At 73.5% G+C, this 26,851-nt stretch carries 22 protein-coding genes; 9 read left to right on the top strand and 13 right to left on the bottom strand.

What is annotated here, in order from left to right:
• The first annotated feature begins 1 nt into the window (after window position 1).
• Entirely contained in the window at window positions 2-997 is a 996-nt protein-coding gene (locus tag ACHZ99_RS21585) for a M28 family metallopeptidase (RefSeq protein WP_420306317.1), read from the top strand.
• 124 nt (window positions 998-1,121) lie between these two features.
• Here the strand turns inward: ACHZ99_RS21585 and ACHZ99_RS21580 are convergent, their stop codons facing one another.
• Window positions 1,122-1,682 carry a MarR family winged helix-turn-helix transcriptional regulator gene (locus ACHZ99_RS21580; protein WP_420306316.1) on the bottom strand — a complete coding sequence of 187 codons (561 nt, stop codon included), beginning with the start codon at window positions 1,680-1,682 and terminating at the stop codon, window positions 1,122-1,124.
• A gap of 112 nt (window positions 1,683-1,794) precedes the next feature.
• Between ACHZ99_RS21580 and ACHZ99_RS21575 the strand changes: the two genes are divergently transcribed.
• A complete protein-coding gene (locus ACHZ99_RS21575) occupies window positions 1,795-2,340 on the top strand; it encodes a YceI family protein (protein WP_420306315.1) in 546 nt (181 codons plus the stop codon).
• A gap of 82 nt (window positions 2,341-2,422) precedes the next feature.
• On the opposite strand, the gene panD is transcribed toward ACHZ99_RS21575, so the two are convergent.
• The gene (panD, locus tag ACHZ99_RS21570; RefSeq protein ID WP_420306314.1) at window positions 2,423-2,842 is read right to left on the bottom strand and encodes an aspartate 1-decarboxylase; all 420 of its coding nucleotides are present in this window, start codon (window positions 2,840-2,842) and stop codon (window positions 2,423-2,425) included.
• A gap of 374 nt (window positions 2,843-3,216) precedes the next feature.
• On the opposite strand from panD, the gene ACHZ99_RS21565 reads away from it, so the two are divergent.
• The 3 genes from ACHZ99_RS21565 (at window position 3,217) to ACHZ99_RS21555 (ending at window position 6,865) form a co-directional block, all read left to right on the top strand.
• Complete coding sequence (locus ACHZ99_RS21565) at window positions 3,217-4,089, top strand: polysaccharide deacetylase family protein (protein ID WP_420306313.1); 873 nt, start codon at window positions 3,217-3,219, stop codon at window positions 4,087-4,089.
• Window positions 4,090-4,513: 424 nt separating this feature from the next.
• Complete coding sequence (locus ACHZ99_RS21560; protein WP_420306312.1) at window positions 4,514-5,254, top strand: cupin domain-containing protein; 741 nt, start codon at window positions 4,514-4,516, stop codon at window positions 5,252-5,254.
• A 282-nt stretch (window positions 5,255-5,536) separates the two neighbouring features.
• Complete coding sequence (locus tag ACHZ99_RS21555; RefSeq protein ID WP_420306311.1) at window positions 5,537-6,865, top strand: hypothetical protein; 1,329 nt, start codon at window positions 5,537-5,539, stop codon at window positions 6,863-6,865.
• A gap of 50 nt (window positions 6,866-6,915) precedes the next feature.
• Here the strand turns inward: ACHZ99_RS21555 and ACHZ99_RS21550 are convergent, their stop codons facing one another.
• The 5 genes from ACHZ99_RS21550 to ACHZ99_RS21530 form a co-directional block, all read right to left on the bottom strand.
• On the bottom strand, window positions 6,916-8,973 hold the full coding sequence (locus tag ACHZ99_RS21550) for an APC family permease (RefSeq protein WP_420306310.1): 2,058 nt from the start codon (window positions 8,971-8,973) through the stop codon (window positions 6,916-6,918).
• An 84-nt stretch (window positions 8,974-9,057) separates the two neighbouring features.
• Window positions 9,058-9,753, bottom strand: coding sequence for a DedA family protein (locus ACHZ99_RS21545; RefSeq protein WP_420306309.1), 696 nt, complete (start codon window positions 9,751-9,753; stop codon window positions 9,058-9,060).
• Between the two features lie 172 nt (window positions 9,754-9,925).
• A complete protein-coding gene (locus ACHZ99_RS21540) occupies window positions 9,926-11,050 on the bottom strand; it encodes a PucR family transcriptional regulator (RefSeq protein WP_420306308.1) in 1,125 nt (374 codons plus the stop codon).
• Window positions 11,051-11,220: 170 nt separating this feature from the next.
• The gene (locus ACHZ99_RS21535) at window positions 11,221-12,885 is read right to left on the bottom strand and encodes a YfbK domain-containing protein (protein ID WP_420306307.1); all 1,665 of its coding nucleotides are present in this window, start codon (window positions 12,883-12,885) and stop codon (window positions 11,221-11,223) included.
• 259 nt (window positions 12,886-13,144) lie between these two features.
• On the bottom strand, window positions 13,145-14,638 hold the full coding sequence (locus tag ACHZ99_RS21530) for a CoA-acylating methylmalonate-semialdehyde dehydrogenase (RefSeq protein ID WP_420306306.1): 1,494 nt from the start codon (window positions 14,636-14,638) through the stop codon (window positions 13,145-13,147).
• A gap of 232 nt (window positions 14,639-14,870) precedes the next feature.
• Between ACHZ99_RS21530 and ACHZ99_RS21525 the strand changes: the two genes are divergently transcribed.
• Window positions 14,871-15,074 carry a helix-turn-helix transcriptional regulator gene (locus ACHZ99_RS21525; protein WP_420306305.1) on the top strand — a complete coding sequence of 68 codons (204 nt, stop codon included), beginning with the start codon at window positions 14,871-14,873 and terminating at the stop codon, window positions 15,072-15,074.
• 72 nt (window positions 15,075-15,146) lie between these two features.
• On the opposite strand, the gene ACHZ99_RS21520 is transcribed toward ACHZ99_RS21525, so the two are convergent.
• Window positions 15,147-17,456 (bottom strand): MMPL family transporter, encoded by a 2,310-nt coding sequence (locus ACHZ99_RS21520; protein WP_420306304.1) that lies wholly within the window; start codon window positions 17,454-17,456, stop codon window positions 15,147-15,149.
• Between the two features lie 132 nt (window positions 17,457-17,588).
• On the opposite strand from ACHZ99_RS21520, the gene ACHZ99_RS21515 reads away from it, so the two are divergent.
• On the top strand, window positions 17,589-18,272 hold the full coding sequence (locus ACHZ99_RS21515; RefSeq protein ID WP_420306303.1) for a TetR/AcrR family transcriptional regulator: 684 nt from the start codon (window positions 17,589-17,591) through the stop codon (window positions 18,270-18,272).
• A 21-nt stretch (window positions 18,273-18,293) separates the two neighbouring features.
• The gene (locus ACHZ99_RS21510; protein ID WP_420306302.1) at window positions 18,294-18,575 is read left to right on the top strand and encodes a heavy-metal-associated domain-containing protein; all 282 of its coding nucleotides are present in this window, start codon (window positions 18,294-18,296) and stop codon (window positions 18,573-18,575) included.
• Between the two features lie 374 nt (window positions 18,576-18,949).
• Here ACHZ99_RS21510 and ACHZ99_RS21505 read toward each other — a convergent pair whose 3' ends face one another.
• Window positions 18,950-20,239 (bottom strand): citrate synthase, encoded by a 1,290-nt coding sequence (locus tag ACHZ99_RS21505; protein WP_420306301.1) that lies wholly within the window; start codon window positions 20,237-20,239, stop codon window positions 18,950-18,952.
• Window positions 20,240-20,406: 167 nt separating this feature from the next.
• The gene (locus ACHZ99_RS21500) at window positions 20,407-22,620 is read right to left on the bottom strand and encodes an ATP-dependent RecD-like DNA helicase (RefSeq protein WP_420306300.1); all 2,214 of its coding nucleotides are present in this window, start codon (window positions 22,618-22,620) and stop codon (window positions 20,407-20,409) included.
• A gap of 279 nt (window positions 22,621-22,899) precedes the next feature.
• Between ACHZ99_RS21500 and ACHZ99_RS21495 the strand changes: the two genes are divergently transcribed.
• On the top strand, window positions 22,900-23,490 hold the full coding sequence (locus ACHZ99_RS21495) for a DUF937 domain-containing protein (protein ID WP_420306299.1): 591 nt from the start codon (window positions 22,900-22,902) through the stop codon (window positions 23,488-23,490).
• An 87-nt stretch (window positions 23,491-23,577) separates the two neighbouring features.
• On the opposite strand, the gene ACHZ99_RS21490 is transcribed toward ACHZ99_RS21495, so the two are convergent.
• The 3 genes from ACHZ99_RS21490 to ACHZ99_RS21480 are packed head-to-tail and all read right to left on the bottom strand — an operon-like array spanning window position 23,578 to window position 26,767.
• A complete protein-coding gene (locus ACHZ99_RS21490) occupies window positions 23,578-24,429 on the bottom strand; it encodes a sugar phosphate isomerase/epimerase family protein (RefSeq protein ID WP_420306298.1) in 852 nt (283 codons plus the stop codon).
• Window positions 24,426-25,601 (bottom strand): dihydrodipicolinate synthase family protein, encoded by a 1,176-nt coding sequence (locus tag ACHZ99_RS21485; protein WP_420306297.1) that lies wholly within the window; start codon window positions 25,599-25,601, stop codon window positions 24,426-24,428. Before ACHZ99_RS21485 ends, ACHZ99_RS21490 begins: the two co-directional genes overlap by 4 nt.
• Window positions 25,598-26,767: a Gfo/Idh/MocA family protein gene (locus tag ACHZ99_RS21480; protein WP_420306296.1), complete on the bottom strand. Its 1,170-nt coding sequence runs from the start codon at window positions 26,765-26,767 to the stop codon at window positions 25,598-25,600. The genes ACHZ99_RS21485 and ACHZ99_RS21480 overlap by 4 nt, the downstream gene beginning before the upstream one ends.
• Between the last annotated feature and the right edge of the window lie 84 nt (window positions 26,768-26,851).

The raw sequence follows: 26,851 nt of genomic DNA, 5'->3' as shown, positions 1-26,851 counted from the left end.
CATGCCCCTCCGTCGTGCACGCCTCAGGTCCCGGCCGGCCGGCGCCGCCCTCGCCGGCGCGCTGCTGGCCGCGCTGCTCGCGCCGGTCGCGGTCGCCGCGGAATCCGCACCCGCGGCCGGGTCCGCGCCCGCGGCGCCCGCGGCGCGCATCGCGCCCGAGCAGGCGCCCGACATACCCGTCGCGAACGTCCAGGCGCACCTGTCCCGGTTCCAGTCCATCGCCGCCGCCAACGGCGGCAACCGCGCCCACGGCCGCCCCGGCTACCGGGCCTCGCTCGACTACGTACGGCAGCAGCTGGACGCCGCCGGATTCACCACCAGCGTCCAGGCGTTCAGCGCCAGTGGCCGCACCGGCTACAACCTCATCGCCGACTGGCCCGGCGGCGATCCGAACCAGGTCCTCATGGCCGGCGCCCACCTCGACTCCGTATCCGCCGGCCCCGGCATCAACGACAACGGCACCGGCTCCGCCGCCGTCCTGGAGACCGCCCTGGCCGTCGCCCGCTCCGGCTTCCAGCCGCGCGAGCACCTGCGCTTCTCCTGGTGGGGCGCGGAGGAGCTGGGCCTGATCGGCTCGCGGTACTACGTCTCCAGCCTGTCGTCCGCCGACCGCGCCGCGCTCACCGGCTACCTGAACTTCGACATGATCGGCTCGCCCAACCCCGGCTACTTCGTCTACGACGACGACCCGCAGATCGAGAAGGTCTTCCAGGACTTCTACACCGGCCTCGGCATCCCCACCGAGATCGAGACCGAGGGCGACGGCCGGTCGGACCACGCGGCGTTCAAGAACGCCGGCGTGCCGGTGGGCGGGCTGTTCACCGGCGCGAGCCGGACCAAGTCGGCGGCGCAGGCGACGAAGTGGGGCGGCACCGCCGGCCTGCCCTTCGACCGGTGCTACCACAGCTCGTGCGACACCACGTCGAACGTCAACGGCACGGCGCTCGACCGCAACAGCGACGCCCTCGCGCACGCGGTGTGGACGCTGGCGGAGTAGCCCGCGGACGGTCGCCGCGCGCAGGCCGTACGAGACCAGCCCGCCCCGCTCCGGACGGCAGGCCCGGGGCTGGGCGGGCGCGGCGCGCGGCGGGCGCGACGCGCCCGGGACGCGGCGGCGCCGGTCAGGGCTCCGGGACGGCCGCCGGGGCGGCCTCCGTGTCCTCCCCGGCCCGCGCGTCCTCACCGGCCTCGGCGGCCTCCGAGTCCTCGGCGAGCGCCTGCGCACAGACCGGCCGCAACCCCTCCTGCACCGCCCCGCCGATCTCGCCCAGCATGTGCTGCTGCTCGGGGGTGAGCACGTCGAAGAGGTGCTTGCGCACCTCGGTCACATGGCCCGGGGCCGCCGCCTCCAGCACGGCGAAACCGGCGTCGGTCAGCTGCGCCACGGAGCCGCGGCGGTCGGCGTCGGTGGTGCAGCGGGAGACGTACCCCAACTTCTCCAGCGCCGTCACCGCGTGCGAAAGCCGGCTGCGCGAGGACCGGGCCAGGTCGGCCAGCTCGCTCATCCGCAGGCTGCGCCCGGGGGCCTCGGAGAGGTGCACGAGGATCTCGTAGTACGCCACAGGCATCCCGGAGTCGCGCCGCAGCTGGCGGTCCAGATGCGCGTTGAAGTCGCGGATGGCGTTCATGAAGAGGCGCCATATCCGCTGTTCGTCATCGGTGAGCCAGCGAACGTCGGTCATGTGTCCAGCATACCTATAATTGAGCCCTCAACCAGAGCGTGCTAGGGTTTGAGTGAAAGTTAAACCACTTGCCCGTCGCCCTCGGGCGCCCGCTACGGAAGAGGCATACCTCATGACCACCCACGCCGACCAGATCCCCGATTACCGGACCGGCACCTGGACCATCGACCCTGTCCACTCCGACATCTCCTTCGTCGTCCGGCACCTGGGCGTCGCGAAGGTCCGCGGCACGTTCGACCACGTCGAGGGCACGATCGTGACCCACGAGGACCCGCTGCAGTCCGAGGTCAGCGCGGTCATCCAGACGACGTCGGTCAACACGCGCAACGACACGCGCGACAACCACGTGCGCAGCACGGACTTCCTGGACGTCGACGGGTACCCCGAGATGAAGTTCCGGTCCACCGGCATCCGCGAGAAGGACGGCGACTACCTGATCGACGGCGACCTGACGCTGCGCGGCATCACCCGCCCCGTGACCCTGGAGGCCGAGATCGGCGGCTTCGCCGGCACGGGCCCGGAGGGCAAGCCGGTCGTCGGGTTCTCCGCGAGCACCGAGATCAGCCGCACCGACTTCGGCGTGACCGGCGGCGCGGCCGGCGCCGGGGTGAGCGACACGATCAAGATCACGCTGGACATCGAGGCGGCCCTCGACTGAGGCCCCCACGCAAGCGGGCGGCCGCCGCGCCGCCCGCGCGCCCCTGAACTCGGTGCGGGGCGACTCCGCCGGTGACGTCCGCTCAGTCCCCGGCCACGGAGTCGCCCCGCACCGTTCCCGTGCCGGGCAGCGCCTCGGCCGGGTCGGAGCCGTGCCGTACGACGCGGTTGTCGCCGTCGACGAAGACGATGCGCGGCAGCAGCGCCTTCGCGTCGGCGTCGGCGACGGTGGCGTAGCTGATGACGATCACCAGGTCGCCGGGGCTGACCAGCCGGGCGGCGGCGCCGTTGATGCCGATCACGCCGGTGCCCCGCGGGCCGGCGATGACGTACGTGGTCAGGCGGGCGCCGTTGTCGATGTCGACGACGTCGACCTGCTCACCGGCCAGCAGGTCCGCGGCCTCCATGAGGTCCTCGTCGATGGTGATCGAGCCGACGTAGTGCAGGTCTGCCTGCGTCACGGTGGCGCGGTGGATCTTGGACTTCAGCATCGTCCGGAACACGGGCGGCCTCGTCTGCGGTCAGGGGGTACGGGGGCGACGTCAGGGTAACCGCGCCGGTGCGGCGGGCCGGGCACGCGGGCGGCGAACTGTGAGCGACGCCACCGCCCAGCGCGCTCCCGCGCGCGACGTGGACACTCCCGCGCACGGCTGGGCGCCCGGACCCGCGCACGGCTGCAGGCGTACGGGCACGGGGCTGCGCGGGGGCGCGGGAGGACCCGGCGCGGACGACGAAGGCGCGCGTGAACGCGCAACTCCCACCCACCTGTACCCCGTTCCGGACCGCCCCGCCAGTCGCCGGGGACCGATCCGGTGCTTCGCCGCGGCGTCCCGTGTCGCTGGCCCGGCCGGGATCCGGCCCGTGAGACCAGTTGGTCATGAAATATGACAAATACCCCGCACGAGGGCTGCCCCGGCGCACCGCGCTCTGCCTGGGCCTGCTCGGCGCGTACCAGCTGGCCATCGCCCCCGACGCGCACACGCCGCGGCGGCCGGGCGCGGCGGGCCGCGCGGCGGCCGAGGACGGCAAGCCGCTCGCCCGCGCCGCGTCCCGGCAGCGCCCCGCCGCGGGCCACCCCGCCGCCCGGACCGGCGCCGCGGCCATGACGACCTCCGGGGGCATGGCCCGTATCGCCGGTCCCACCCGGCCGGTCGTGGTACGCGCCGCGCCCCACACCACGCTCCGGCAGACCGGCAAGAAGATCGCGCTCACCTTCGACGACGGCCCGCACGCGACGCAGACGCCGGCGATCCTGCGGATCCTGCGGCGCCACCGGGCGCGCGCGACGTTCTTCGTCATCGGCGAGAACATCCCCTTCAACCGCGACGTGCTGCGCCGGATCGCCGCCGACGGCCACGCGGTCGGCAACCACTCCTACACCCACCCCCAGCTCGACCTGATCAGCACGCCGCGGGTGAACGAGGAGCTGGAGCGGTGCAGCGAACTGGTGGCGAAGGAGCTGGGGGCGCCGCCGCGGCTGGCGCGGGCGCCCTACGGGATGTGGCACGGGCCGAGCCTGGCGGCCTGCGCACGGCTCCAGATGGAGCCGTTCCAGTGGGACATCGACACCCTCGACTGGGACAACCGCGACCAGCGGTTCATCGAGACCACCGTGCTGGGCGGGGCGCACCCGGGCGCGATCGTGCTGGCACACGACGGCGGGGGCAACCGGTGGGCGACGGTGCGGGCGCTGGAGTACTACCTGCCGCGGCTGCTGGACGAGGGGTACACGCTGGCGCAACCGGCATAACCCCGAAAGCCGCGCCCCCTCACGCGTCACCCCCGCACACCCCGCCCAAGGGTAGGACGGCCCACTGACAGGCCGCCCTGCGGAGGCAAGCGCCCGCCGCCGGCGACCCGACGCGGGCGCACCTCACTCGGTGGTCACCGCACGCGGGCGCCGCGCGCAGGCGCACCACACGAGGTGCGCGCCCACGCAGGCGCACCCCACCAGACGCACCCGACGCAGGCGCAGCCCCACGCAGGCGCAGCCCCACGCAGGCGCGGACCCACGCAGGCGCAGCCCCAAGGCGTCGCCTTTACGCCGGCGCCCGCATGCCGCCGCCGTACCCCACGCGGGCGTACGGCACCGCGTGATCGCACGTCCCGTACGCGCCGCAAAAGAGCCGGAGATCGGGCGGCCCGGGGCCTGGCCCGTAGAAAGCGCTTGCGGCATGCTGGTAGGCATGGCCGATCCCGCACTCCCGCCCCTCCCCGGCGGCGTCAGCGTCTCCCGGCTCCGCGTCTACGACTGGCAGGCCCCCGACGGCCTCCGCGGCGGCACCCCGCACCTGCACCTCGCCTGCACCGAGGCGTACGTCGTCCTCGGCGGCCACGGCGCCGTGCAGACCCTGACCGCCACCGGATACGCCGAGACCGAGCTCGCCGAGGACACCGTCGTCTGGTTCACCCCCGGCACCATCCACCGCCTCGTCAACGCCGACGGCCGGCTCGACATCCTCGTGGTGATGCAGAACGCGGGCCTCCCCGAGGCCGGCGACGCCGCCTTCCCCTTCCCGCCCGACGTCCTCCACGACGACGCCGCCTACGCCCGCGCCGCCGCGCTCGACCCGGCGGAGCCCGAGAAGTCCGCGCAGGCGCGCCGCGACCTGGCGCTGGCCGGCTTCGCCGAGCTGGCCGCGGCCGCCCGCGGCGGCGACACCGGGCCGCTGCTGGCGTTTCACGAGCGGGCCGCGGAGCTGGTACGGCCCCACCTGGACGACTGGCGGCGGCGCTGGGAACAGGGCCCCGCCGCGGCCGCGGCGGCGACGGACGCGCAGCTCGACGCGCTGCGCGCGGACGCCGGCCACCTGCGGGCTGCGTCGGTGCAGCGGGCCGGGGCGGCGGCGCGGTTCGGGATGTGCGGACGGCTCCAGGCGTGCGACCTGGACGGAGCCGTCACGGTCGGCGCGTAGCACCCCCGCACTCCCGCCCCAGGGTAGGCGCCCCCTCCGACAGCGCCGCCACACCCGACACCCCGCGCCACGAGCCACGAGCCACGAGCCACGCCGCGATCCACGCCACCGCCCACGCCACGGACCCGCGCCACGGGCCCACGCCGCGGGCCCCCACCACACCCCGCACCACGGCGCGGCGCGCCCCCGCGTTCCCCGCCGATCCGCCCCGTACGGGACTGACTCGCGGCAACGGCGGGAACCCGGGTGGAAACCGGCCGCCCAACGGGAAGAATGTCTGGTATGCACCGGATCCTGGTCGTGCTCGCCGCCCTCCTCACCGCCGTCCTCATGGCGGCACCCGCCCACGCCCAGGACCCGGACCCCGTCGGCGACGCCGCCGAGGCGCTGCGCGAGCGCCCCGTCTACGTCCACCCCGACGCCCGGGACCAGATGTCCACCGGCCGGGCCGACGCCCTCGCCGCCCGGATCGAGGACGCCGGCCGCCCCGTCTTCGTCGCCGTGTTCCCCGACGACTCCGGCATCTCCGCCCGCGACGTCCTGCCCAACCTGCGCACCCGCACCGGCATCGCCGGCGTCTACGCCGTCCGCCTCGGTGACGGCTTCGGCGCCGCTGCCGACTCCCGGGTGCTCTCCGAGCGCGCCGTCGACAACCTGCGCCGCGCCGCCGTCAGCGCCCATCCCGACGACGCCACCGAGCAGCTCGTCACCTTCGCCGACGAGGCCGCCGGGCAGGCCCGCGGCAGCGAGCCCTCCGGCTGGCGCGACAGCGCGGGCATCGGCGTGGCCGGGGCGGTCACGCTCGCCGCGGTTCTCCTGCTGGTCTCCGGCGGCGTCCTGCTCGTCCGGCAGCGCGGCAGGCGGCGGCGCGCGGAGGAGGCCCGGGTGGAGCTGGCGCGGCTGCGCACGGTCGTCGACGAGGACATCACGGCGTACGGGGAGGAGATGACCCGTATCGCCTTCGACCCCGCCGACCCGGCCGCGGACGACGCGATGCGCGCGGACTACCAGAAGGCGCTCGACGCCTACGAGAAGGCCAAGTCCCGGATGGACGCCGCCCGCGCCCCGGGCGACGTGCGGGGGGTGACGGAGGCGCTGGAGGAGGGCCGGTTCGCGCTGACGACGCTGGAGGCGCGGCGCACCGGCGCGGCCCTGCCCGAGCGCCGCCCGCCGTGCTTCTTCGACCCGCGCCACGGGCCGTCGACCGCCGACGTGGAGTGGGCGCCGCCGGGCGCCGCGGCGCGCACCGTACCGGCCTGCGCGGCGGACGCGAACCTGCTCGCGGCGGGCGCGGAACCGATGACCCGCACGGTGGAGACGACCCGCGGGCGGGAGCCGTACTGGAACGCCGGCCCGGCGTACGCGCCCTGGGCGGGCGGCTACTTCGGCGGCGGGCTGCTGCCGGGGCTGCTGGTGGGGACGATGCTGGGGCAGATGATGTTCCCGCCGGGCGCCTGGGGCGCGGCGGACGGCATGGGCGGGGGCTACGAGGGCGGGGACCAGACCGGCGCGGACTTCGACCCCGGCGACTTCGGCGGGGGCTTCGGCGGCGGCGACTTCGGCGGCGGGGGCGGGGGTTTCGGCGGAGACGGCGGCTTCGGCGGGTTCTGAGCGGCACGGCCGCCCCGGGCCCCGGCCCTCCGGCTCCCGGAGCCCCGGCCCTACCGCCCCGCAGTCTCCCGCCGCTTCCGCGCCCCCGCCGGCGCCGGACCGCGCACCGCTCCCGGCGCCTGCCACTCGGCGCCGCGCCGCGCCCGCCGCTTGGCCCGCTCGCTGGAGCCCAGCTGGTACGGCACCGAGGTCACCATCACCCCCGGCGTGAACAGCAGCCGCGCCTTCAGCCGCAGCGCGCTCTGGTTGTGCAGCAGGTGCTCGTACCAGCGCCCGACCACGTACTCCGGGATGTAGACGCTGATCACCGTGTCCGGCTGCTCCTGGCGCAGCCGCTTGACGTACTCGATCAGCGGCCTGGTGATCTCCCGGTACGGCGACTCGATGACGGTCAGCGGCACGTCCAGCTCGCTGTCGACCCACTGCTGCTGTAGCTGCCTCGTCTCCTCGGCGTCGACACCGATGGTCAGCGCCTCCAGCTTGTCGGAGCGCACGAGCTTCGCGTACGCGAGCGCCCGCATCGTCGGCCGGTGCAGCTGGGAGACGAGCACGAGGGAGTGCACGTGCCCGGGGCGCGCCATCTCGTCGTCCTCCTGGCTCTCGACGACCGCGACCTCCTGCGCGACCCGGTCGTAGTGGCGGCGGATGGCGGCCATCAGCCCGTAGAAGAAGATCATGCCCGCGAGGGCGATCCACGCGCCGTGGGTGAACTTGGTGATCAGCACGACCGCCAGCACCAGCGCGCAGAACACCGCGCCGAAGCCGTTCATCGCCCGCGCCTTGAGGACGCGCCGGCGTGCGCCGGGGTCACGTTCGGTCTCCAGCATCCGGTTCCAGTGCCGGACCATCCCCGTCTGGCTGAAGGTGAAGGAGACGAAGACGCCGACGATGTAGAGCTGGATCAGCCGAGTGGAGTCGGCCCGGAAGAAGTAGACGAGCGCGCCGGCCAGCAGCGCGACGAAGAGGATGCCGTTGCTGAACGCCAGCCGGTCGCCGCGGGTGTGCAGCTGGCGCGGCAGGAAGCGGTCGTTGGCGAGGATCGAGCCGAGCACGGGGAAGCCGTTGTACGCGGTGTTGGCGGCCAGGAACAGGACCAGCGCGGTGGCCGCCGCCAGGATGACGAAGGGCAGCGAGCCGTCGCCGAAGACCGCCGCGCCGACCTGGGCGATCACCGGGTTCTGTACGAAGTCCGAGCCCACCGCCTCGCCGTGCCGCAGCAGCTCCTCGGCCGGCCGCTCGGCCATCCGCACGTCGGTGTGCAGGGCGAGGGTGATGATGCCGACGAACATGGAGACCGCCAGCAGCCCCATCATCGCCAGCGTCGTCGCCGCGTTGCGGCTCTTGGGCTTGCGGAAGGCCGGCACGCCGTTGCTGATCGCCTCGACGCCGGTGAGCGCGGCGCAGCCGGAGGAGAAGGCCCGTAGCAGCAGGAAGACCAGCGCGAGTCCGGCCACGCCGCCCGTGTGCTCGCTCTCGATCTCCAGGTCGGCGGTGGGGGCGCGCATCGTGTCGCCGAGCGCGAGGGCGCGGAAGGCGCCCCAGCCGATCATGATCAGGACGCTGGCGACGAAGACGTACGTCGGGATGGCGAAGAGGGTGCCCGACTCCTTCACGCCGCGCAGGTTCATGGTGGTCAGCAGGCCGATGACGGCCAGCGCGCAGAACACCTTGTGCTCGGCGACGAAGCCCCAGGCGGAGCCCAGGTTCTCCACCCCCGCGGAGACCGACACCGCCACGGTGAGCACGTAGTCGACGAGCAGCGCGCTGGCGACGACCTGGCCGGCGCGGCGGCCGAGGTTGGTGGTGGCGACCTCGTAGTCGCCGCCGCCGCTGGGGTAGGCGTGCACCGTCTTGCGGTACGAGGCGACGACGACGACCATCAGCACGACGATCGCCCCGGTGATCCAGGGGCTGTACGTGTACGCGCCCACGCCGGCGACCGACAGGACGATCAGCACCTCGCCCGGGGCGTACGCCACCGAGGACAGCGGGTCGGAGGCGAAGACCGGGAGCGCGACGCGCTTGGGGAGCAGCGTCTCACCGAGCCGGTCGCTGCGCAGCGCACGGCCGATCAGTATGCGCTTCGGCAGTTCGGTGAGCTTGGACACTGGCCGATCGTAAGTGATCGGAAATACCGGTCTGCGCAGCGAAGTGCGCTTTGTCCAGGACGACGCTCCGGTTTTGACGCGACCCTAACGCCGGGCGGGCCGGCCGTGCTGCGCCCCGCCGTCGCCGCCGTCGGGGGCGGGCTCCGCCGGGGGCGCGTGCTTGGCGCGGCCGCGGGCGCGCAGGTACTCGACGGCGATCGGCAGCACCGACAGCAGCACGATCCCGATGAGGATCGCCTCGATGTTCTGGTGGACGAAGTCGACCCGGCCGAGCGCGGCACCCAGGAGGGTGACGCCGACGCCCCAGAGGACGCCGCCGACGACGTTGAAGATGACGAACGTCCGGTAGTTCATGCGGCTCACCCCGGCGATGATCGGGGTGAAGGTGCGCACGATCGGCACGAAGCGGGCCAGCACCAGCGACTTCGGGCCGTGCTTCTCGAAGAATTCGTGCGCCTTCTGCACGTTCTCCTGCTTGAACAGCCTGGAGTCCGGGCGGGTGAAGAGGGCGGGGCCGACCTTGCGGCCGAACAGGTAGCCGACCTGGTCGCCGGCGACGGCCGCGAAGGCGATGAGCACGCACATCAGCCACAGCGGGAAGTCGAGCACGTCCGAGGTGATCAGCAGGCCGGTGGTGAACAGCAGCGAGTCGCCCGGCAGGAAGAACCCGATGAGCAGCCCCGACTCGGCGAAGACGATCACGAGCACGCCGAGCACGCCGAACTTGTCGATCAGGAAGTCGGGGTCCAGCCATCCCGGTCCGAGCGCAAGGGTGTTCATGGGTTCCGGACTCCAGACATCTGGGACGGGCGGCAGGGAGAAGAGTGGGCCACCCACGGGGAAGAACGCAAGCCGGCGGCGCGCGGTTCCGGCGCCCGGCGCGGGGCGGTTCCGGCGCCCGGCGGGGCGCCCGCCCGGCGGCCCCCGGGGCGGCCGCGGGCGGTGCGCGCCGCTAGATCTGCCGGGCCGGCCAGCCGAGGAGACGGGCGCCCATGGCGGCGGTCTCCAGGGTGTAGCGGTGCAGGGACTCCGCCACGTCGTAGCCGGTCAGGGCACGTATCCGGGCCAGGCGGTAGGACAGCGTACGCACGCTCACGCCCAGCCGCCGGGCGGCCTCGGCGTTGACGTACCCGGCGTCCGCGCACGTCTGCAGCGTCGCGAGCAGCGGCTCGGCGCCGCCGCGGGCCTGCGTCAGCGGGCCGAGGACGGTCCGTACCAGATCGGCCATCGCCGCCCGGTCGCGCAGCAGCACCGGGAAGACCAGCAGCTCCGCGGCCTGGAGCACCGGCTGGTCCAGGCCGAGCGCGGCGGCCATGTCGAGCGCGCCGAGGGCCTCCTCGTAGCTGCGCACGACCCCGCCGGGGCCGGTGTGCTCGCGGCCCATGGCGACGCGGGAGGCGGAGGCGTACCCGCTGCCCGGCTCCAGCGCCACCTTGGCGAAGGCGTCGAGCAGCGCACGCTCGCTGCTGGCCGCGACGCAGACGAGCTGGCCCTCCTTGGTCGTGAGCAGCACGTCCCGCTCGCCGAAGCGGCCCAGCAGCTCCCGCTCGATGCGCCGCACCAGCGGGTGCACGTCGGCGAACGGCTCCTCGCCGGCGGCGACGCCGACCGCGTGGGCGCGCGCCAGCCGCAGCCCGAAGCGCTCCGCGCGCTCGGCGAGCCGGCCGAGGTCGCTGCGGCCGTAGAGCAGGTCGTCGATGAACTCGCGGCGCTCGGCCTCCTCCTGCCGGACCGCGAGCCGCTGCGCGCGCTCGTGGCCCTCGCCGAGCGCGGTGACGGCCGCCTCGACCGCGGCCAGGACGGCGTCGCCGCTGCGGGCGCGCTCGGCGGCGCTGGCGGCCCGGGCCACCCCGGGCAGGGCGCCCCAGGTGCGGCGGGTCTCGGCGAGGTGGCCGACGACCAGCTCACGCAGGCTGCGGCCGGACTCGGCGGCCTGCTCGCCCAGCTCGCGGAGGGCGTCCAGCTCGGGGCGGCGCAGCAGCCGGCCGGTGGTGGACACGTCGGCCAGCAGCTCCGCATAGCCGACGAGAACGTCGGGATGTGCCGCCGTGCCGTACGTTTGCGCCGTTTGCGCCACCGCCGCTCCCCGGTTGCCGGATCCTGGATACGGGACACCGCCGTCGCTGCCGGGTCCCGGAAATGTGGCGCCCAGGGTACGGCACGGGGGCGGGCGGTACGCGGCGGGGGCGGCGAGACCCGCGGTCTCGCCGCCCCCGCCGGGCGTCCATCCGTCAGCTCGTCAGCTCGTCAGTCGGTCAGCTCGACCGCCTGCCGGACCGTCTCCGCCAGGTCGCCCACCTCCGGGTCCTCGGTCTCCGCGGCGAGATCCTCGGCGTACCCGGCGAGCTCGCCGACCGTCGGCGCCCCCGGCAGCGGGGCGGCCGCGCCGCCGGGGCTGCCGCCGCCCTCCTTGCCGCCGCCCTCCACGTACGGCTCGGGGGTGGTGCCGGCGCCGGAGCCGCCGCGCAGGGCGTCCGCGAAGTACGCGGCCAGCGCGGTGACCTGGAGCCGGGGCGGGGCCGCGCCCCACAGGTCGCCGGTCAGGGCGGCCGTGTCGACGGTGCTGGACTCCTCGTGCGGGGCGCGGGTGTCGGGGTCGAGCCAGCGCACGGTGGCGGTGGCGACGCTGCCCGAGGCGCCCTCGGCGAGCCGGACGGCGTAGAGCGCGGTGACGGTGTGGCCGGGGCCGACCTCGCCGCCGTCGACGGCGTCGTTGCGGAAGTCCTCGTCGGCGACCCGTCGGTTGTCGTACCCGATCAGCCGGTACGCGGAGACGGTGTCGGGGTCGAAGACCACCTGCGCCTTGGCGTCGCGGGCGCGCAGGTCGACGTTGCGCGGCAGGTCCTCGACGAACACCTCGCGGGCCTCGTCGGTCGCGGAGACGTAGGTGGTGTGGCCGTCGCCCTGGTTGGTCAGCCGCTCCATCAGTGCGTCGCCGTACTCGCTGCCGACGCCGACGCCGAACAGCGTGATGCCGTAGTCCTCCCGGGCCGCGGCGATGCGGTCGAGGATCGTCCCGGCGTCGGTGGCGCCGGTGTTGGCGAGGGCGTCGGAGAGCAGCACGACGCGGTTGGTGGCGCCCTTGCGGTGGCCGTCGACGGCCACGTCGTAGCCGCGGGTCATGCCGGCCTCGACGTTGGTGCTGTCGGTGGGCTGGAGCTCCTCGACCGCGTCGTGGATACGGTCCTCGGCGCCGCCGACCGCCGTCATCGGCAGCACGGTGCGGGCCTCGTCGCTGAACGCGACGAGCGCCAGCGCGTCGTCGTCGCGCAGCTCGTCGACCGCGGTGTGCAGGGCCTCCCGTACGAGGCTGAGCCGGCCGGGCTCCGCCATCGAGCCGGAGACGTCCACCACGAAGGTGAGCGCCGCGGGCCGGCGCCGCTGCGTGCCGTACTCGTTGCTCTCCGGGCGCGTCGCCAGCCCCACCCGCATCAGCGACCAGCCGTCGCCGGCCTCGGTCCCGTCCGGCTCCCCGCCGGACGGGGCGCGGGCGCCGTCGGTGGTGACGGAGAAGCCGTCGCCCTCCGGGGCGGCGTAGTCCTGGCGGAAGCTGTTGATGAACTCCTCGTGCCGCACCGTCTCCGGCTGCGGCAGGGACCCGCCGCCGATGGTGCGGCGGGCGTAGCTGTACGAGGCGGTGTCCACGTCGAGCGCGAAAGTGGAGACCATGTCGGGCTCGGGGGCGAAGGAGTCCGCCCGCTCCTTGCCCGCGGCCTCCGGGGCCGCCTCGTACGCGCCGTCCGGCGCGGCCGGTGCGGGCGCCGCGTTCGGCGGGGGTGCGCCTCCTCCGCCGCCGCCCTGGTCGGCGAGGGACGTCTCCGCCGTTCCGTCGTCTCCTCCGCCGCTACAGCCCGTCAGCAGCAGCGGCACCGTCAGCATTCCTGCGATTCCCGTGAGCACCGCGCGTCTCATCGCGCCCCTCCCTCGTGCCGTCCTCATCGGGACTGTGACGAAGGAGGGGGCGATTCGGTGCCGTACTCCGCGTTACTTCTCGGTCTCGGCCCGGGACATCAGTGACACGGCATCAGCTCCTCGCACACCCGACGGTTGATGGTGGAGGCGGTGCGGAACACCGGAACCGTCCGGATCCCGATGCAGCAGACAAGTCGCACCGATAGTCGAAAAATACTCCCCGGCCGCGCACTCCGCCTCCCCAACGACGGCACCGGTCTCAGCGGGACGTCGGGAAGCCGAGGTCGACTCCGCCGTCCGCCGGGTCGGGCCAGCGGGTCGTGACGACCTTCGCCCGGGTGTAGAAGCGGACGCCGTCCTCCCCGTAGACGTGGTGGTCGCCGAAGAGGGAGTCCTTCCAGCCGCCGAAGGAGTGGTAGCCCACGGGCACCGGAATCGGCACGTTCACGCCGACCATGCCGGCGGTGGCCTCCAGCTGGAAGCGGCGGGCGGCGCCGCCGTCGCGGGTGAAGACGGCGGCGCCGTTGCCCCACGGCGAGCCGTTGACGAGCCGGACGCCTTCCTCGTACGTCTCCGCCCGCACCACGCACAGCACCGGCCCGAAGATCTCGTCCCGGTACGCGTCGGACTCCACCGGCACCCGGTCCAGCAGGCTGACCCCGATCCAGTGGCCCTCCTCGCGGCCGGGAACGGTGTAGCCGGTGCCGTCCACGACCACCTCCGCGCCCTGCGCGGCCGCCCCCCGCACGTAGCCCGCCACCTTGTCGCGGTGCTCGCGGGTGATGAGCGGGCCCATCTCGGAGCCGGGGTCGTCACCGGGGCCGATACGGACCTTGCGCGCCCGCTCGGCGATCTTCTCCACCAGCTCGTCCCCGGTGCCGCCCACCGCGACCACCGCGGAGACCGCCATGCAGCGCTCCCCCGCCGAGCCGTACGCCGCCGAGACCGCGGCGTCCGCGGCCGCGTCCAGGTCGGCGTCGGGCAGCACCAGCATGTGGTTCTTCGCCCCGCCGAGCGCCTGGACGCGCTTGCCGTGGGAGGTGCCGGTGGTGAAGACGTACCGCGCGATCGGGGTGGAGCCGACGAAGCTCAGGGCGGCGACGTCCGGGTGCTCCAGCAGCCGGTCCACGGCCTCCTTGTCCCCGTGGACGACGTTGAACACCCCCTCCGGCAGCCCCGCCTCGGCCAGCAGCTCCGCGAGCAGCCCGGCCGCCGACGGGTCCTTCTCGCTCGGCTTCAGCACGAACGTGTTCCCGCAGGCGATGGCCAGCGGGAACATCCACATCGGCACCATGGCGGGGAAGTTGAACGGCGTGATGCCCGCGACCACGCCGACGGGCTGCCGGATCGCCGCGACGTCGACGCGGGTGGACACCTGCGTGGACAGCTCGCCCTTGAGCAACTGCGGGATGCCGCAGGCCACCTCGACGATCTCCAGCCCGCGGGCCACCTCCCCGAGCGCGTCGGAGTGCACCTTGCCGTGCTCGGCGGTGATCAGCCGGGCGACGTCCTCGCGGCGGGCGGCGAGCAGCTCACGGAAGCGGAACAGCACGGCGGTGCGCTGCGCGAGCGACGACACGCTCCACTGCGCGAACGCCTGACGGGCGGCGGCGACGGCGGTGTCCACCTCGGCGGCGGAGGCGAACGCGACCTCGGCGGTCTGCGCCCCGGTGGCGGGGTCGTAGACCGGTCCCGACCGCCCCGAGGCGCCCTCGACTGCCTTGCCGCCGATCCAGTGGCCGATGGTCTTCATGGGCGATCCCTTCGTCCGGCTACGGGTTCGGTCTAACCGCCGCCGCGGATCCGTGTCAATCATGCGTCGATCACGCCGCGTGCGTGTCCCGTCACCGATGTCACGGTTGCGTGGGTTCCCCACCACAGTTGCTCCACAACCCCCCGGCGATGGTCGGCCGGGTGCCCCGGCGGGCACAGGGTCACTGATCGCCAGGGGCGCTGCCCCGGCGCCCCGCCGGGAGGTACAGAGAATGACGGACAGCCAGCTGTGGTCGTACAGGGAGATCGCGGCGCACATCGGCGTGCAGACCGAGACCGTGCGCTCGTACCGGAAGCACGGGATGCTGCCGAAGCCCGACGTGGTCGAGCGCGGCAAGCCCTACTGGTACCCCGACACGGTGCGCGCCTGGGTCGCCGAGCGGCCGAGCAGCCGGGGCCGCCGCGACCGGCGGTGACCGGGGCGAGGGCTCCGGGTGCCCCCGAGCGCCCCGAGTGTCCCAGGGCACCCGCGGGCACCGGGGCCCGCGTCACCGACCGCCGACGGGCTCCAGTTCGTCGGACTTGTCCGCCGGCCGCTCGGGAAGCTCACCGGACGCCCGCGGACCGCCTTCGCCGAACCCGCTCCGCTCGACGCGCTGGTGGAACCGACGCAGCGGCCCGGGCGCCCACCAGGTCGCGGCCCCGGTCAGCTTCAGCACCGCGGGCACCAGCAGCCCGCGCACCACCATCGCGTCCATCAGCACCGCGAGCGCGAGGCCGAGGCCCAGCATCTTGGTGTTGGTGACCCGGGAGGTGCCTATCGCGACCATCACCACCGCGAGGATCACGGCGGCGGCGGTGATGAGCCCGCCGGTTCGCCGCAGCCCGAAGACGACGGCCTGCTCCCGGTCCCCGGTGCGGTCGTGCTCCTCCTTGATACGGGAGAGGAGGAAGACGCCGTAGTCCATGGACAGGCCGAAGGCGACGCAGAACATCAGCACCGGCAGCGTGGTCTCGATGTCGCCGGTCGCGGTGAAGTTCAGCACCCCGGACAGGTTGCCGTCCTGGAAGACCCAGACGATGGCGCCGAACATCGCGGTGAGACTCAGCGCGTTGAGTACGACGGCCACGAACGGGATGAGCACGCTGCCGGTGAGGAGGAACAGCAGTATCAGCGTGGCCAGCACGATCATGAGCCCGGCCCAGGGCAGGACGGAACGGATGGAGTCCTTGGCGTCCACCAGATCGGCGGCCGTGCCCGTGACGGACGCCTCGAACGGCGGCCCGAGATCCCGGATGTCGCGCACCAGGTCCTGGGTGGCGGCGTCCACCGCCTCGCCCCCGGTGGTCACGGTCAGATACCCGGCGCCGGAATCCGTCACGGGGCCGGCGACGCGCTCCACCCCGTCCAGCGCGGCGATCCGCTCCCGGTATCCGGCCAGCTCCGCTTCGGCCGGGCCGCCCTCGACGTAGACCTCGATCGTCCCGCCGGGGGTGCCCGGGAAGCCGTCCCTGATGTGCTCCTGCACCACGTGGGACTCGGCGGACCGCGGCAGCTGCCGGTCGTCCGCGGTGCCGAACTCCACCCGCAGGAACGGCAGTCCGAGCAGCACCAGGCCCGCGGTCGTCAGCACCGCGAAGACCGGCGCCCGGCGCATCACCAGCCGGGCCGTGCGCGCCCAGCCGCGCCCGCTCTCGGCGGCGCCGGGCATCCCGCCGCCGCGCCTGGGCAGGATGCGCCAGGAGTTGACCCGGGGGCCGAGCAGCACCAGCGCGGCGGGCAGCACCGTCAGCGCCGCCACCGCGGCCAGCAGCACCACCGCGATCCCGGCGTACGCGAACGAGCGCAGGAAGTACTGCGGGAAGAGCAGCATCGCCGAGAGCGACACCGCCACCGTCAGCGCCGAGAACAGCACCGTGCGGCCGGCGGTCCGCAGCGTTGTGCCCACCGCGCCCAGCGGATCCGCGCCGGCGGCCAGCTCCTCCCGGTAGCGCCGGACGATGAACAGCGCGTAGTCGATGGCGAGTCCGAGGCCGAGGGCCGTGGTGAGGTTCTGCGCGAAGACCGACACGTCCGCGAACTCCGTGATGCCGCGGAGCACGGCGTTCGTCCCCAGGATGGCGACGATGCCCACCGCCAGCGGCAGCAGGGCGGCCACCGCGCTGCCGAAGACCACGATGAGCAGAATCAGCGTCACCGGCAGGGCGATGATCTCGGCCCGCAGCAGGTCCTCCCGGATGGTGGTCTGCAGTTCCTCGTAGACCGCGGCCTGTCCGCCGAGGCGCACCTCGACCGGGCCGTGCTCCCCGCGGAACTCCGGCGCGAGCCGGTCGAAGACCTTGCTGGTCCGCGTCTGGTCCCCGGTGATCCGCGCGGCGATGAGCGCCTCGCTGCCGTCCCCGGACCGCAGCCCGGCGGCAGCGGCCTGCGCCCGCCGCGCCTCCGCCGCGCCGTCCGCGGGGGCGGCTTCCTCCGCCTGCCCGGCGGCGCGGGCCGCCGCCCAGTACGACGTCACGCCCTCGACCGAGTCCTGCTCCGCCAGCCGCCCGGCCAGCCGCTCCGCCTCGGCGGCGACCGCGGGGTCGTCCACCCCATCAGGGCGGCCGCTGTCCACGAGCAGCAGCAGGTTCGGCCGCGCCTCGGGGAACTGCTCGTCCAGGGCGTCCGCGGCGTACGACGACTCGGAGGCCGGGTCCTGCCACCCCCCGCCGCTCATCCGGTCCGCCACCCCGCTGCCGGCCACCACCGCCAGCGCCGTGAAGACCAGCGCGAGCAGCAGCGACAGCCTGGGCCTGGCCGTGACGAACCGCGTCCAGCGGCCCTGCGCGGCCGTCCCCCCTCCGGTGCCCTCGGCCATCGGTTCCGCCCTTTCGTTGCACAGCGCAATAGAATGAGACACGGACCTGAATACGAGTCCATGCTCGCGTTTCCTCAGAATGCGAGCACCCGCTCGTGTTTGTCAACTCGCTACCGGAGGCTGTGGATAGCCGTGTCGAATCCCGCACCGGCCACCGGCGGACCGCCCGCCGACCGGCCGCCCCGCCGCAGACAGGCGCGCGGCGAGCGGCGCGCGCAGCAGCTGCTCGACGCCGCCGCGGCGGTGTTCGCCCGCAGCGGCTACGCCGCCGCGTCCACGAACGCCATCGCCCGCGAGGCGGGCGTCTCCCCCGGCACGCTGTACCAGTTCTTCCCGAACAAGGAGGCGCTGGCCGTCGAGCTGGGCCGGCGCTACAACCACACGTTGCAGGAGACGAACAGCGAGGCGTTCACCCCCGCCAACGCGACACTCCCGCTCGACGCCATGCTCGACGCCGCCCTCGACCCGGTGATCGACTTCTGCGACGCCAACCCCGGCTTCGAGGTGCTGCTGCAGAGCACGGACACCCCGGGCCTGGTCGCGGAGGAGCACGAGACGGTGCACACGGCGATCGTCGCCGCCGTCGAGGGCATGCTCGCCCTGCGCGCCCCGGACCTCTCGCGCACCGAGATCGCCCGCACCACCACGATGTCGTTCGGGATCTTCAAGGCCGGACTGCAGCTGTTCATGGCCGCCGGGACCGCCGACCGGGAGGCGTACCGCGCGGAGATCAAGCGCGCGCTCTTCGGCTACCTCGCCCCGGTGGTCGGCACCGACGCGATATCCCCGCCCGGCCGACCGCGCGATCAACGGTGATGTACCCCTAGGGGGTATAGTATGGTGGGGGGAGCAGGACACGGCTGCGCCCACCGTCGAACCGAGGGAGACACCATGAGCGCCCAGACCTCCGTCACCACCGTCTACAAGGTCTCCGGCATGACCTGCGGGCACTGCGAGGGCGCCGTCAGCGCCGAGATCTCCGAGCTCGACGGCGTCTCCTCGGTCGCGGCCGTGGCCGCCACCGGCGAGGTGACCGTCACCTCCGCCGCCCCGCTCGACGAGGAGAAGGTGCGCGCCGCCGTCGACGAGGCGGGATACGAGCTGGTCGGCAAGGGCTGACCCGCACACTCTCCGGACGCCGCCCCGCGTCCCACGCAGGGCGGCGTCCGGCGTCGGCGCCGCCGGTTGCCCGCCCCATCCGGAGTGACTCAGATCACACTGAATTGGGGGTAACCATCGGCGGCGGTCGCGTGTCTATTCGGGTGACGTCGACACCCGGCGGAGTCGGCGTGCACGAGGCCGGGACGGCACGTGCGAGGAGCATTGAGCGGCCCCTCCCGCGGCGGCGTCCCGGCGGCACGAGACGCCCGGCCCCTACCGGAGCCGGGAGAGCGAAGCGCCCCGTCGACAGATCCGTGGGGGGATCGCAGACGGGGCGCCTTCGCGTTTCCGCAGTTCTTTCGCGCGTCGTGGCCGGCGTGCGGGCCGACCCCTCAGCGCTGCTCGACCGGGACGAAGTCCCGCAGCACCTCACCGGTGTAGATCTGCCGGGGCCGCCCGATGCGGGAGCCCGGCTCCTTGATCATCTCGTGCCACTGGGCGACCCAGCCCGGCAGCCGGCCGAGCGCGAAGAGCACCGTGAACATCTCGGTCGGGAAGCCCATCGCGCGGTAGATCAGGCCGGTGTAGAAGTCGACGTTCGGGTACAGCTTGCGCTCGACGAAGTAGTCGTCGGCGAGCGCGTGCTCCTCCAGCTTCAGGGCGATGTCCAGCAGCTCGTCGGACTTGCCCAGCGCGGAGAGGACGTCGTGCGCCGCCGCCTTGATGATCTTCGCCCGGGGGTCGAAGTTCTTGTAGACGCGGTGCCCGAAGCCCATGAGCTTCACGCCGTCTTCCTTGTTCTTCACCTTGCGGATGAAGGTGTCGACGTCGCCGCCCGACGCCTGGATGCCCTCCAGCATCTCCAGCACGCTCTGGTTGGCGCCGCCGTGCAGCGGCCCCCACAGCGCACTGATGCCCGCCGAGATGGAGGCGAACAGGTTGGCCTGCGAGGAGCCGACCAGCCGCACGGTGGAGGTCGAACAGTTCTGCTCGTGGTCGGCGTGCAGGATCAGCAGCTTGTCGAGCGCGCTGACCACGACGGGGTCCAGGTCGTACTCGGCGGCGGGCACCGAGAACGTCATGCGCAGGAAGTTCTCGACGTACCCGAGGTCGTTGCGCGGGTAGACCACCGGGTGCCCGACGGACTTCTTGTACGCGTACGCCGCGATCGTCGGCAGCTTGGCCAGCAGCCGGATCGTCGACAGGTGGCGCTGTTCCTCGTCGAACGGGTTGTGGCTGTCCTGGTAGAAGGTCGACAGCGCGCTGACCACGGAGGACAGCATCGCCATCGGGTGCGCGTCCCGCGGGAAGCCGTCGTAGAAGCGCTTGACGTCCTCGTGCAGGAGGGTGTGACGGGTGATCTCGCCCTTGAACACCGACAGCTCGTCGACGGTCGGCAGCTCACCGTTGATCAGCAGGTACGCGACCTCCAGGAACGTGCTGCGCTCGGCGAGCTGCTCGATCGGATAGCCGCGGTAGCGCAGGATCCCCTGCTCGCCGTCCAGATAGGTGATGGCCGACTTGTACGCCGCGGTGTTGCCGTAGCCGCTGTCCAGGGTCACCAGCCCGGTCTGGGAGCGCAGCTTTCCGATGTCGACGCCGGTGTCTCCGACGGTGCTGTCGACGATCGGGAAGGTGTACTCACCGTCGCCGTACCGAAGTACTGCAGATTTGTCGCTCACTCTGTCCTCACCCGACGTATCGTGCCTCTTCTTTGAGGTGCTTGAGGTGCCCTGACTACCCTCCAGCTTCCCCCATGCGGAGCGGTTCCGTGCACTCGGGGTCGGCTGCCGGATCAACATACGGCACTGCGTGCCACATACGGACCATCGTGCCCTGTCGGAGCGGGTTAGGGGAGACCCACTCGCCCGCGCAGCCGATGATCCAGCGCCGTACAGCGACGGCCTGCGGAAACGGTACGCACCGCCTGTCCGAGAGCCTTGCGGGAGCCCACCAGCACGACCAGCTTCTTGGCCCGGGTGACGGCCGTGTACAGCAGGTTCCGCTGGAGCATCATCCAGGCTCCCGTGGTGACGGGGATCACCACGGCCGGGTACTCGCTGCCCTGCGAACGGTGGATCGTGACCGCGTACGCGTGCGCCAGCTCGTCCAGCTCGTCGAAGTCGTACGGCACCTCCTCGTCCTCGTCCGTGCGCACCGTCAGCCGCTGCTCGACGGCGTCCAGGGCGGTGACGACGCCGACGGTGCCGTTGAAGACCCCGTTGCTGCCCTTCTCGTAGTTGTTCCGTATCTGCGTGACCTTGTCGCCGACGCGGAACGTACGCCCGCCGAAGCGCTTCTCGGCGAGCCCCGGCCGACCGGGGGTGACGGCCTCCTGGAGCAGCCCGTTCAGCACGCCGGCGCCCGCGGGGCCGCGGTGCATCGGGGCGAGGACCTGCACGTCCCGGCGCGCGTCGAGGCCGAACTTCGCCGGTACCCGGCGCGCCGCCACGTCCACCGTGAGCCGGCCGGCGGCCTCCGTGTCGTCCTCGGCGAAGAGGAAGAAGTCCGGGAGGCCCTGGGTGAGGGGCTGGACGCCGGAGTTGATGCGGTGCGCGTTGGTCACCACGCCGGACTGCTGCGCCTGCCGGAAGATCCGGGTCAGCCGGACGGCGGGCACCGGCCCGCCGTCCGCCAGCAGGTCGCGCAGCACCTCGCCGGCGCCGACGGACGGCAGCTGGTCGACGTCGCCGACGAGCAGCAGGTGCGCCCCCGGCGGCACGGCCTTGGCCAGCTTGTTCGCCAGCAGAAGGTCGAGCATCGACGCCTCGTCGACGACGACCAGGTCGGCGTCGAGCGGCCGGTCCCGGTCGTACGCGGCGTCGCCGCCCGGCTTCAGCTCCAGCAGCCGGTGCACCGTCGACGCCTCGGCGCCGGTCAGCTCCGCCAGCCGCTTGGCGGCGCGGCCCGTGGGCGCGGCCATCACCACCTTCGCCCGCTTGGCGCGGGCCAGCTCCACCACCGACCGGACCGTGAAGGACTTGCCGCAGCCCGGCCCTCCCGTCAGCACCGCGACCTTCTCCGTCAGCGCCAGCCGCACCGCCTGCTCCTGCTCGGGCGCCAGCTCCGCGCCGGTGCGGCCGCCGAGCCAGGTCAGCGCCCGGTCCCAGTCGACGTCCCGGAAGGCCGACATCCGGTCCCGCTCGGCGCGCAGCAGGCGCAGCAGCTGCGCGGCCAGGGAGACCTCCGCGCGGTGGAAAGGCACGAGGTAGATCCCCTGGACCTCCTCCCCGGCGGGCCCGGGCACCGTCTCGCGGACGACGCCCTCCTCCTTCACCAGCTCGTCCAGGCACTCGATGACCAGGCCCGTGTCGACCTGGAGCAGCTTGACCGCCTCGGTGATGAGCTGCTGCTCGGGCAGGAAGCAGTTGCCCTGGTCGGAGGACTGGGACAGGGCGTACTGGAGACCGGCCTTGACGCGCTCCGGGCTGTCGTGCGGGATGCCGACGGAGCGGGCGATGCGGTCGGCGGTGAGGAAGCCGATGCCCCAGACGTCGGCGGCCAGCCGGTACGGCTGGTTCTTCACCACGGAGATGGAGGCGTCCCCGTACGACTTGTAGATCCGCACGGCGATGGACGTGGACACGCCGACGCCCTGGAGGAAGAGCATGACCTCCTTGATGGCCTTCTGCTCCTCCCAGGCGGCGCCGATCAGCCTGGTCCGCTTGGGGCCGAGGCCCGGGACCTCGATGAGGCGCCCGGGCTCCTCCTCGATGACGTCGAGCGTGTCGACGCCGAAGTGGTCGACGATCCGCTCGGCGATACGGGGGCCGATGCCCTTGATCAGCCCCGAGCCGAGATAGCGGCGGATGCCCTGGACGGTGGCGGGGAGGACCGTCGTGTAGTTCTCCACGGTGAACTGCTTGCCGTACTGCGGGTGGGAGCCCCAGCGGCCCTCCATGCGCAGCGACTCGCCCGGCTGGGCGCCGAGCAGGGCGCCGACGACCGTGAGCAGGTCGGCGCCGCCGCGGCCGGTGTCGACGCGGGCGACCGTGTACCCGTTGTCCTCGTTGGCGTACGTGATCCGCTCAAGGACCCCCTCCACCACCGCCAGTTGCGTCATGGGAAAACGCTATCGCCGGACTCCGACATCGCGGGCGGCCCTGTGGACTACCCGTCGGTTGTGGACGACAGGCGGCGGGCGCAGTGAGGGGCCCCGGCCCTTGCGGGCCGGGCCTCTCACGTCCCCCTCCGAAGGCTCCCCCACCCCCCTGGTACTCCCCCCGGGAAGCCCGATGTCCTATACGACCCCGAGAGGCGGCGAAGGGTTGCGCCGCGGCGGCACTTTATCGATCTGTAACCCGAGGTGCCGACGCGGATGATCGGTCGTAACGTTTCCGGCATGAGGGACAAACCCATACACAAGGCCGTCCTGGACGACCTCGGTCCTGAGCGGCTGCATCAGGTCGCCGACGAGCTGGGCACCGGCAACCGGGGCGCGAAGCGGGTCGTCGGCGAGACGGTCGCCGCCCTCACCGGCTCGCTCGCGGAGGAGGCCGCCTCCGCGCACGGGGCGCACGAGGTGGAGCAGGCGCTCGACGAAGCACAGGAGGCGGCGCCCGCGGGCGCCGGCGTGCGCCCGGTGAAGGGCGCCTCCGCGCTCGCCGGCGCGAGGCCGTTCGCCGGGGGCGGGCTCGGCGGCGGGATGCTCGCGACGATCATCGGCCGGACGAGCATGCCGGTGGCCCGCGCCGTCTCGCAGCGCACGGGCATCCCGATGGCGCAGGTGTCCCGGGCGCTGAAGATCCTCACGCCGGTCGCGATGGCGGCCGTCTCCCGGACGGCGAAGAACCGCAGGGTCGAGGCGGAGGGGCTGTCCGGGATGCTCGCGGAGGAGCAGCGGGCGACCCGCCGGCCCGGCGGGGCGCTGGGCGCGCTGGCGCGGCTGTTCGGCGGCGGGCAGTCGTACGGCGGCGGGCGCCACCGCGCCTGACGGTACGGGCCCGGCCTCCACGCGACGGGGGCCCGGGACCCGGCGGCCGCCCGCCGCCCGGCCGGGCCGGGCGGCGGGCGGCGGCCGTCAGCTCGCGATCAGCCGCTCGTAGCGTTCGACGATCTCCGCCAGCACCTCCGCGCCGTCCCGCGCCCACAGCCCGGGGTTGAAGATCTCCACCTCGACGAAGCCGTCGTACCCGGCCTCCTCCAGCCGCTGCCGGAACCAGCGCAGGTCGACGCTTCCCTCTCCCAGCTGCCCCCGCCCCAGTAGGACACCCTCCGGCAGCGGCGTGACCCAGTCCGCCAGCTGGAAGGCCGCGATCCGGCCGGACTCCCCCGCGCGCGTGATCTGCGCCGCGACGGTGTCGTCCCACCACAGGTGGTACGTGTCCACCACCACGCCCACCCGGTCCGCGGGGAAGCGCTCGGCCAGGTCCAGCGACTGGGCCAGCGTGGAGACCACGCACCGGTCGGCGGCGAACATCGGGTGCAGCGGCTCGATCGCCAGCCGCACGGCCCGCTCGGCCGCGTACGGCGCGAGGACGCCCAGCGCGTCCGCGATGCGCTCCCGCGCGCCGTGCAGATCGCGGCTGCCCTCGGGCAGCCCGCCGGAGACGAGCACGAGCGTGTCCGTCCCCAGCGTGGCGGCCTCGTCGATGGCGCGGCGGTTGTCGTCGAGGGCCGCGGCGCGCTCACCGGGGTCGTCGGCGGTGAAGAACCCGCCGCGGCACAGGCTCGTCACCGTCAGCCCGGCGTCGCGGAACAGCTTGGCGGCGGCCTCCGTGCCGTACTCCTGGACCGGCGTGCGCCACAGCCCCACGCCGCGCAGCCCGGCGGCCGTACAGCCGTCCGCCAGCTCGGGGAGCGACCACTGCCTGATGGTCTCCTGGTTGAGGCTGAGGCGGGCCAGCCCGCCCGCCGGCTGTCCGGTGCTCACTGGGCGACTCCGTGGACGGCGAGGAAGGCGGTCATGCGCCGCGCCGCGAGCTGCGGTTCGGGGAACAGGCCGAGCGTGTCGGCGAGCTCGTACACGCGCGCGAGATGCGGCAGGGAGCGGGCCGACTGCTGTCCGCCGACCATCGTGAAGTGGCTCTGGTGGCCGCCGAGCCAGGCCAGGAACACGACACCCGTCTTGTAGAAGCGCGTCGGCGCCTCGAAGAGGTGACGGGCCAGCGGCACGGTCGGGTCCAGCACTTTGCGGAAGCCGGCGGCGTCGCCGGTGTCGAGGGTCCGTACGGCCTCGGCGGCCAGCGGTGCGAGTGGGTCGAACACGCCGAGGAGGGCGTGGCTGAAGCCGTGCTCGTCGCCCTCGATCAGCTCGGGGTAGTGGAAGTCGTCGCCGGTGTAGCAGCGCACGCCGCGGGGCAGCCGGCGGCGCAGGGCGACCTCGCGCGAGGCGTCGAGAAGGGAGACCTTGACGCCGTCGACCTTGTCCGGGTGCTGGGCGATGACGTCGAGGAAGGTGTCCGAGGCGGCGTCGAGGTCGGCGCTGCCCCAGTACCCGGCGAGCGCCGGGTCGAACATGTCGCCCAGCCAGTGCAGGATCACCGGCCCGCGCGCCTGGCGCAGCAGCGCGCCGTACGTCTCCAGGTAGTCCTCCGGTCCGCGGGCGCACGCCGCCAGCGCGCGGGAGGCCATGAGCACCGCCTGCGCGCCGGTGTCCTCGACGAGGGCGAGCTGTTCCTCGTACGCGGCCCGCACGCCGGCGAGGGTGGCGCCGGCGGCGGGGAGCTGGTCGGTGCCGGCGCCGCAGGCGACGCGGCCGCCGTGGGCCGCGGCCTCGGCGGCGGAGCGGCGGATCAGCTCGGCGGCGCGCGGCCAGTCCAGCCCCATGCCGCGCTGCGCGGTGTCCATGGCCTCGGCGACGGCGAGGCCGTGGCTCCACAGGTGGCGGCGGAAGGCGAGGGTCGCGTCCCAGTCGACCGCGGCGGGGGCGGCCGGGTCGCCGGGGCCGGTGTCGGCATACGGGTCGGCGACGACGTGCGCGGCGGCGAAGACGGTGCGGCAGGAGGGGCGCGGACCGCCGGCGGCGAGCGCCGGAGCGGGCTCCGCGCGCGGTTCGTACGCCTCCAGCACGCCCCCCGCCCGGGGCAGCGGGATCGTCGTCATCGGGACAGCTCCGGAACCTCGACGCGCCGCCCCTCCGAGGCGGCCTTCAGCCCCAGCTCGGCGAGCTGCACTCCGCGCGCGCCGGCGAGCAGGTCCCAGTGGTACGGCTCGTCGAGCACCAGGTGCCGCAGGAACAGCTCCCACTGCGCGCGGAAGCCGTTGGGGAACCCGGCGGGGCCGGCGTTGTCGGGCACCTCCTGCCAGTGGTCGCGGAAGGTCTCGGTGACCGGCAGGTCCGGGTTCCACACCGGTTTCGGCGTCGTGGCCCGGTGCTGTACGCGACAGCCGCGCAGGCCCGCGACGGCCGAGCCCTCGGTGCCGTCGACCTGGAACTCGACCAGCTCGTCGCGGTGGACGCGGACGGTCCAGGAGGAGTTGATCTGCGCCACGACGGGGCCGCCGGGCGCGGCCAGCTCGAAGATGCCGTACGCCGCGTCGTCGGCGGTCGCCTCGTACGGCTCGCCGTTCTCGTCCCAGCGGCGCGGCACGTGCGTGGTCACGTGCGCCTGCACGCTGCGGACCGGGCCGAACAGCTCGTGCAGGATGTACTCCCAGTGCGGGAACATGTCGAGCACCATCCCGCCGCCGTCCTGCGCGCGGTAGTTCCAGGAGGGCCGCTGCGCGGGCTGCCAGTCGCCCTCGAAGACCCAGTAGCCGAACTCGCCGCGCACCGACAGGATGCGGCCGAAGAAGCCGCCGTCGACGAGGCGCTTGAGTTTGAGCAGGCCCGGCAGGAAGAGCTTGTCCTGTACGACGCCGTGCTTGATGCCCGCGCCCTGCGCCATCCGGGCGAGTTCGAGGGCGGCGGACGCGGAGGTGGCGGTCGGCTTCTCCACGTAGAGGTGCTTGCCGGCCGCGACGGCCTTCTTCACCGCGTCCTCGCGGGCGGAGGTGACCTGGGCGTCGAAGTACAGCTCGACGGAGTCGTCGGCGAGCACGGCGTCGAGGTCGGTCGAGTACTCCGGCAGGTCGTGCCGGCGGGCGATGTCCTTCAGCGCGTGTTCCCTGCGACCGACCAGAACCGGCTCGGGCCACAGCACGTCGCCGCCGCCGAGATCCAGCCCGCCCTCCTCGCGAATGGCCAGAATCGAGCGGAGGAGGTGCTGCCGGTACCCCATCCGCCCGGTGACGCCGTTCATGGCGATACGCAGCGTCCTACGTGGCATCTGCTCTCCTGTAGTAAGCGCTTTCTGCCCCGGGAGAAAGCTATCCCCGCCCGGCCTGCCGCGCAAGAGCCCGACCGGGTACGG

Source organism: Streptomyces sp. MAR4 CNX-425 (genome assembly GCF_048656465.1).
Lineage (GTDB): Bacteria > Actinomycetota > Actinomycetes > Streptomycetales > Streptomycetaceae > Streptomyces.
Note: the sequence above shows the minus strand (reverse complement) of the source record. Positions and strands in the feature narration are given on the sequence as shown.

Coding starts and splice junctions, on each gene's coding strand:
- ACHZ99_RS21585 (WP_420306317.1), top strand. CDS start 2: ATGCCCCTCCGTCGTGCACGCCTCAGGTCCCGGCCGGCCGGCGCCGCC.
- ACHZ99_RS21580 (WP_420306316.1), bottom strand. CDS start 1,682: ATGACCGACGTTCGCTGGCTCACCGATGACGAACAGCGGATATGGCGC.
- ACHZ99_RS21575 (WP_420306315.1), top strand. CDS start 1,795: ATGACCACCCACGCCGACCAGATCCCCGATTACCGGACCGGCACCTGG.
- ACHZ99_RS21565 (WP_420306313.1), top strand. CDS start 3,217: ATGAAATATGACAAATACCCCGCACGAGGGCTGCCCCGGCGCACCGCG.
- ACHZ99_RS21560 (WP_420306312.1), top strand. CDS start 4,514: ATGCTGGTAGGCATGGCCGATCCCGCACTCCCGCCCCTCCCCGGCGGC.
- ACHZ99_RS21555 (WP_420306311.1), top strand. CDS start 5,537: ATGCACCGGATCCTGGTCGTGCTCGCCGCCCTCCTCACCGCCGTCCTC.
- ACHZ99_RS21545 (WP_420306309.1), bottom strand. CDS start 9,753: ATGAACACCCTTGCGCTCGGACCGGGATGGCTGGACCCCGACTTCCTG.
- ACHZ99_RS21535 (WP_420306307.1), bottom strand. CDS start 12,885: ATGAGACGCGCGGTGCTCACGGGAATCGCAGGAATGCTGACGGTGCCG.
- ACHZ99_RS21530 (WP_420306306.1), bottom strand. CDS start 14,638: ATGAAGACCATCGGCCACTGGATCGGCGGCAAGGCAGTCGAGGGCGCC.
- ACHZ99_RS21525 (WP_420306305.1), top strand. CDS start 14,871: ATGACGGACAGCCAGCTGTGGTCGTACAGGGAGATCGCGGCGCACATC.
- ACHZ99_RS21520 (WP_420306304.1), bottom strand. CDS start 17,456: ATGGCCGAGGGCACCGGAGGGGGGACGGCCGCGCAGGGCCGCTGGACG.
- ACHZ99_RS21510 (WP_420306302.1), top strand. CDS start 18,294: ATGGTGGGGGGAGCAGGACACGGCTGCGCCCACCGTCGAACCGAGGGA.
- ACHZ99_RS21500 (WP_420306300.1), bottom strand. CDS start 22,620: ATGACGCAACTGGCGGTGGTGGAGGGGGTCCTTGAGCGGATCACGTAC.
- ACHZ99_RS21495 (WP_420306299.1), top strand. CDS start 22,900: ATGAGGGACAAACCCATACACAAGGCCGTCCTGGACGACCTCGGTCCT.
- ACHZ99_RS21485 (WP_420306297.1), bottom strand. CDS start 25,601: ATGACGACGATCCCGCTGCCCCGGGCGGGGGGCGTGCTGGAGGCGTAC.
- ACHZ99_RS21480 (WP_420306296.1), bottom strand. CDS start 26,767: ATGCCACGTAGGACGCTGCGTATCGCCATGAACGGCGTCACCGGGCGG.